The sequence below is a fragment of the uncultured Limnohabitans sp. genome, from assembly GCF_937889215.1.
GTDB lineage: Bacteria > Pseudomonadota > Gammaproteobacteria > Burkholderiales > Burkholderiaceae_C > Limnohabitans_A.
Map to the genome: position 1 here is coordinate 1 of NZ_CALBEX010000466.1, position 5,365 is coordinate 5,365.

Sequence of the window (5,365 nt, forward strand, 5' to 3'; positions counted from 1 at the left end):
GGCAGGGCACCCTGATGACCTTGAAACTGAGCACGCCGCTGGCACCCGCCACAACATCCGCCACAGCACCTGAGTCTGTTGGTGCACAGCCTGACGCACCAGACGCCATGGCCCCTGATGCAGAAGAACCGGTATTTCCCGTGGACAGTTTGCACGTGTTGGTGGCCGAAGACCATCCGGTCAATCGCAAGGTCGTGGGCTTGTTGCTGCAAAGCATGGGCCACCAAGTCAGCTTTGCTGAGAATGGCCAACAAGCGCTGACACAGGCCGGCCTGTCCGATTTTGATCTGGTGCTGATGGACATCCACATGCCGGTGATGGACGGCCTGACCAGTGCCCGCCAGATCCGCGCCATGCCAGGTGCACGCGGTCAAGTGCCGATCGTGGCCCTCACGGCCGATGTGATTAACGATGCGGCCGAAAAGGCCATGGCCGCAGGCATGAACGCCTTCTTGTCGAAACCACTGCAAAAAACACACCTGCTGGCGGTCATGCCCAGCAAACGACGCCAGGCATGACTTGCTCAGAGGTGCTGTCAGCGCGGCCGCACCCAAGTGCTTTCTGCCCTGCAGCCAGACAGTGCTGACTACAATGAAATTTTGTTGTGGTCATACTTTTGGAGTCCGCCCCGCCCATGGCCAACCCGCTGCCCCCATCGCCAGATACCTTCAAAATTCCGGAGTCGGTGTTGGTGCTCATTTACACGCCTGAGCAGGATGTGTTGTTGATCCGGCGCACCGATTGGGGCACCTGGCAATCGGTCACGGGCAGCAAGGACCACCCCGAAGAAAGCTGGCTCGACACGGCCATACGCGAAGTGCAGGAAGAAACTGGCATCGACGCCCTGCACACCAGTTGCCAACTGCAAGACTGGGAACTGGAAAACGTGTACGACATTTACCCCGCTTGGCGCTGGCGCTATGCGCCCGAAGTGAGCCGCAACACCGAGCGCGTGTTCGGCCTGTGTGTGCCGCAACGCCTCCCTGTGGTGCTCAGCCCCCGCGAGCACACCGAAGCCCAATGGTTGCCGTGGCACGCTGCAGCCGACCAATGCTTTTCGCCCTCCAATGCTGAAGCCATCTTGATGCTGCCGCGGTTTTTGGCATCCTCTTCGCCATGAAGCCCGAGCGCCACGAGCACCCTGTATTGCGGGTGGTCACCTACAACATTCACAAAGGCGTGCAAGGCCTGGGCCCAGCGCGGCGGCTGGAGATACACAACCTGGGCCATGCGGTGGAGCAGCTCGACGCCGACATCGTCTGCCTGCAAGAGGTGCGCCGCGAACACCGCCGCGAGGCGGCTTATTTCAAGCATTGGCCCAGCATGCCGCAGGCCGAATATTTGGCCCCTGAGGGTTACGAGGCCATTTACTGCACCAACGCCATCACGCGCCACGGCGAGCATGGCAACGCCTTGCTCTCGCGCTGGCCCGTGCTCTCGCACCAGCACCGCGACATCTCGGACCACCGTTTCGAACAGCGCGGTTTTTTGCACACCCGACTGGAGGTGGTGGACCGCGTGGTGCATGTGTTGGTGGTGCACTTGGGGTTGGTGCCCGCCAGCCGCGTGCGCCAGTTGGCGTTGCTGCTGGCGCACATCGCACAAGACATCCCGGCCCACGAGCCGGTGCTGGTGGCGGGCGACTTCAATGATTGGGGCACAGGCTTGGGGCGGCGCATGGCGCAGGCCGGTTTTCGCGAGTGGCGCGAGCAACCCACGCCCACCTACCCCTCGCGCTTGCCCCTGAACCAGCTCGACCATGTGTACGCCCGAGGCCTGACGCCAGTGCACGCCATGGTGCCTTCAGGGCGCATCTGGCGGCGCATGTCGGACCATTTGCCACTGGTCGCTGAATTCACTTGGAATGATTGAACATGCGGCACAACCCGACGCTGCGTGACGGCCATCAGATCAGGCTCATTGAAGGGGGCCTGGCCTACTTTGACGCACTGGTCGCGGCGCTCGACCAAGCACGCTCACATGTGATGCTGGAGACCTATATTTTTAACGTCCATGGCGCAGCGCTCAGGGTGGCTGAGGCGCTGGAGCGGGCGGCCCTGCGCGGTGTGCGTGTGTGGCTGGTGGTGGACGGCGTGGGCACCCCCCATTTGCCCGAAGTGTGGCGCACGCGCTTTGCGCAAGCGGGCGTCGACTGGCGGGTGTATGCCCCCTTGGGCACCTTGGGCTTGTTGATGCCCAACCGCTGGCGGCGGCTGCACCGCAAGCTGTGCGTGGTGGACGGGCATACCGCCTTTTGTGGTGGCATCAACATCCTGGACGATTGGTACGACCCGCACCACGGCACCCTGGCCAAGCCAAGGCTGGATTTTGCCGTCAGTGCGCAAGGCGAACTGGTGGGCCACATCCAAGACAGCATGTCCCAGCTGTGGTGGCGCTTGCAGGGCGCACAACACGCGCGTGAGCGCAAGATACCGCAGGCCTTGCGCTCGTTCAAAACTGCGGGCCTGCCATTGCCATGGAAGCAGCCCTTGCCCTTGCCCGACGGCTCACCGCCCTCCAGCCGCGCCGCCTTGCTGCTGCGTGACAACGTGCTGCACCGCAGCCAGATCGAGCGGGCCTACCTGAAAGCCATAGGACTGGCCCGGCACGAGGTGTTGATCGCCAATGCCTATTTTTTACCCGGGCGCAGGCTGCGCCAGGCCTTGGTGCATGCCACTCGGCGCGGGGTGCGCGTGCGCTTGTTGCTGCAAGGGCGGTACGAGTACTTCATGCAATACCACGCAGCCCGTCCGGTTTACGGTGCGCTGCTGGCCGCCGGGGTCGAAATCTACGAATACGACGTGAGTTTTTTGCACGCCAAAGTGGCCGTGGTGGACCCCGACAATGACCGTCCCTGGGCCACGGTGGGCTCGTCCAACCTCGATCCGCTCAGTTTGCTGCTGGCGCGAGAGGCCAACGTGGTGGTGGCCGACAAGCGGTTTGCCCGGCGTTTGCATCAGCGCTTGTGCCAAGTGATTGAATCCCAGAGTACACCCGTCACGGCAGACTTCAACCAAAGGCACTGGCATACGCGCTTGCGCGATGTCATCGCTTTCGGGCTGATGCGGCTGGCGCTCCTGATCACGGGTCACCGCTACTGAACGCTTGTTCGATAGGATGACCCTTGTCACTGTGCGTCGCTCAATCGCTGTTACGATGTCGCGCATGTTAATGAACCCCTCAGACGCCATGACTGCTTCTGCCGCAACGCCCGAAGACGAAGGCGTTCCTGTCTCTGTCAAGATCCGCGAGCGCATTCAAGCAGCCCGCAAACGCTTTCACGCCAACGACAACATCGCCCAATTCATCGAACCCGGCGAGTTGGAGAAGCTGCTCGACGAAGTCACCGACAAGATGGCCGGCGTGCTTGACAGCCTGGTCATCGATACCGTGAACGACCACAACACAGGCGACACCGCTCGCCGTGTGGCCAAGATGTACCTCAAAGAAGTGTTCAAGGGCCGCTATGTCGAAGGCCCCGACATCACCGAGTTCCCCAACGCCGAGCACCTCAACGAGTTGATGATTGTGGGCCCTATCACCGTGCGCAGCGCCTGCAGCCACCACCTGTGTCCAGTGATCGGCAAGATCTGGATCGGGGTGCTGCCCAATGAGCACACCAACGTGATTGGCCTGTCCAAGTACGCCCGTCTGGCCGAATGGATCATGGGCCGGCCGCAAATTCAAGAAGAAGCGGTGGTCCAACTCGCTGACTTGATCCAACGCAAAACCCAGCCCGATGGATTGGCTATTGTGATGGAGGCGAGCCACTACTGCATGGGCTGGCGTGGCGTCAAGGACATGGACAGCAAAATGATCAACTCGGTCATGCGCGGCGCCTTCCTGAAAGACGTGAACCTGCGTCGTGAATTTTTAGCTTTGATTCCTGGAAGGAACTGATCCATGTTGGTTCGATTGCTTTATGCCAGCCGCACGGTTGATCCGAGCCTTGACACCATCCAGGCCATCTTGGCCCAATCACGCCAATACAACCCGCCCAGCGGCATCACGGGCATCCTGTGCTACGGCGACGGTATCTTTTTGCAAGCCATCGAAGGCGGGCGCAACGCCGTGAGCGAGCTCTACGGCCACATCCAAAAAGACCCGCGCCACGAGGATGTGGTGTTGTTGCACTACGAAGAAATTTCCGAGCGCCGTTTCGGGGGATGGACCATGGGTCAGGTTGATGCGTCCCGCGTCAACACCAACATCCTGCTCAAATACTCCGAGCGTGCCGAGCTCGACCCCTACAATGTTTCGGGCTCAGTCTCGCTCGCCTTGCTCGAAGAGCTGATGGCCACCGCCTGCATCATTGGCCGGGCCTGACCACTCAGACCCCTGCTCGTCATCCCCGCCAAGGCAGGGATCCATGGCACCCCCCAAGCACCAAACACCATGCAGCTCATCGGCTGTGACTTCTCCAGCAGCCCCACGAAACGCAAGCCCATCGTGCTGGCGCTGGGCCAAGCCCGGCAGGGCAGAGTGCAACTGCAAGCCCTGCAGACCTTTGAAACCCTGAACGCCTTTGGCGAATGGCTGGCGCAGCCCGCTGACTGGGTGGGCGGTTTTGACTTGCCATTTGGCCTGCCTCGCGAATTGGTCGAGACCCTGGGCTGGCCCACCGACTGGGCCGTCTGCATGGACCATTACTGCGCATTGGAGCGCGCTCAGATTCGCGAGCAGTTTGCAGCGTTTTGTAACGCCCGCCCCGTGGGCGGCAAGTTTGCCCACCGCGCCGCAGACAAACCCGCAGGCTCCAGCCCCTCCATGAAATGGGTCAACCCGCCCGTGGCCTACATGCTGCACGCGGGTGTGCCGCTGTTGCGCCAAGCAGACGTGCACTTGCCCGGTTTGCATGCGGGCGATCCCAACCGCGTGGCACTGGAGGCTTACCCCGGCCTGCTGGCGCGTGAAGTGCTCGGCAATCGCAGTTACAAAAGCGACGACAAAGCCAAACAAACGCCAGACCGTTTATTAGCCCGGCGTGAACTGCTGAGCGCCTTGGAGCGCGGCCAAACCCGCTTGGGCCTGCGTCTGGTAGCCAGCAACGCGCTGCTCGGCCGCCTGGCCGACGACGCCAGTGGCGACGCACTCGACGCCACCTTGTGCCTGATGCAAGCGGCTTGGGCGCAGCAGCAACACGAAGCGGGACACCCACAATATGGTCTGCCGCCATGTGATCCGCTGGAGGGGTGGATTGTGACGGCGTAACTTGATTTGAAATCTGTTCACGATCGCTCAATGGCCGTGTCAGTTGATGGCGATTGGACAATCCAAGCTTGCTCAAGGGGCGCTTGCTGGGCGTGGTCTCTTGGGGCGTGCACCGGTTAGCGCCCCATGCGTTTTAGCAGAGAAAATTCACGAG

At 61.6% G+C, this 5,365-nt stretch carries 7 protein-coding genes; all 7 read left to right on the forward strand.

Annotated elements, in window-relative coordinates:
* Nucleotides 1–518, forward strand: a 518-nt coding sequence (locus tag Q0341_RS11740; protein WP_299513495.1) for a response regulator, incomplete at its 5' end; no start/stop codon positions are given.
* 116 nt (nucleotides 519–634) lie between these two features.
* Nucleotides 635–1,120 (forward strand): dihydroneopterin triphosphate diphosphatase, encoded by a 486-nt coding sequence (gene nudB, locus Q0341_RS11745; protein ID WP_299513511.1) that lies wholly within the window; start codon nucleotides 635–637, stop codon nucleotides 1,118–1,120.
* Nucleotides 1,117–1,872, forward strand: a complete 756-nt coding sequence (locus Q0341_RS11750; RefSeq protein WP_299513497.1) for an endonuclease/exonuclease/phosphatase family protein — start codon at nucleotides 1,117–1,119, stop codon at nucleotides 1,870–1,872. The genes nudB and Q0341_RS11750 overlap by 4 nt, the downstream gene beginning before the upstream one ends.
* A gap of 2 nt (nucleotides 1,873–1,874) precedes the next feature.
* The gene (clsB, locus tag Q0341_RS11755) at nucleotides 1,875–3,101 is read left to right on the forward strand and encodes a cardiolipin synthase ClsB (RefSeq protein WP_299513500.1); all 1,227 of its coding nucleotides are present in this window, start codon (nucleotides 1,875–1,877) and stop codon (nucleotides 3,099–3,101) included.
* 70 nt (nucleotides 3,102–3,171) lie between these two features.
* The gene (gene folE, locus Q0341_RS11760) at nucleotides 3,172–3,900 is read left to right on the forward strand and encodes a GTP cyclohydrolase I (protein WP_299513503.1); all 729 of its coding nucleotides are present in this window, start codon (nucleotides 3,172–3,174) and stop codon (nucleotides 3,898–3,900) included.
* 3 nt (nucleotides 3,901–3,903) lie between these two features.
* Nucleotides 3,904–4,326, forward strand: coding sequence for a BLUF domain-containing protein (locus Q0341_RS11765; protein WP_299513505.1), 423 nt, complete (start codon nucleotides 3,904–3,906; stop codon nucleotides 4,324–4,326).
* A gap of 69 nt (nucleotides 4,327–4,395) precedes the next feature.
* A complete protein-coding gene (locus Q0341_RS11770) occupies nucleotides 4,396–5,211 on the forward strand; it encodes a DUF429 domain-containing protein (RefSeq protein WP_299513508.1) in 816 nt (271 codons plus the stop codon).
* The last annotated feature ends 154 nt before the right edge of the window (nucleotides 5,212–5,365 follow it).

Coding starts and splice junctions, on each gene's coding strand:
- Q0341_RS11750 (WP_299513497.1), top strand. CDS start 1,117: ATGAAGCCCGAGCGCCACGAGCACCCTGTATTGCGGGTGGTCACCTAC.
- Q0341_RS11765 (WP_299513505.1), top strand. CDS start 3,904: ATGTTGGTTCGATTGCTTTATGCCAGCCGCACGGTTGATCCGAGCCTT.
- Q0341_RS11770 (WP_299513508.1), top strand. CDS start 4,396: ATGCAGCTCATCGGCTGTGACTTCTCCAGCAGCCCCACGAAACGCAAG.
- clsB (WP_299513500.1), top strand. CDS start 1,875: ATGCGGCACAACCCGACGCTGCGTGACGGCCATCAGATCAGGCTCATT.
- folE (WP_299513503.1), top strand. CDS start 3,172: ATGAACCCCTCAGACGCCATGACTGCTTCTGCCGCAACGCCCGAAGAC.
- nudB (WP_299513511.1), top strand. CDS start 635: ATGGCCAACCCGCTGCCCCCATCGCCAGATACCTTCAAAATTCCGGAG.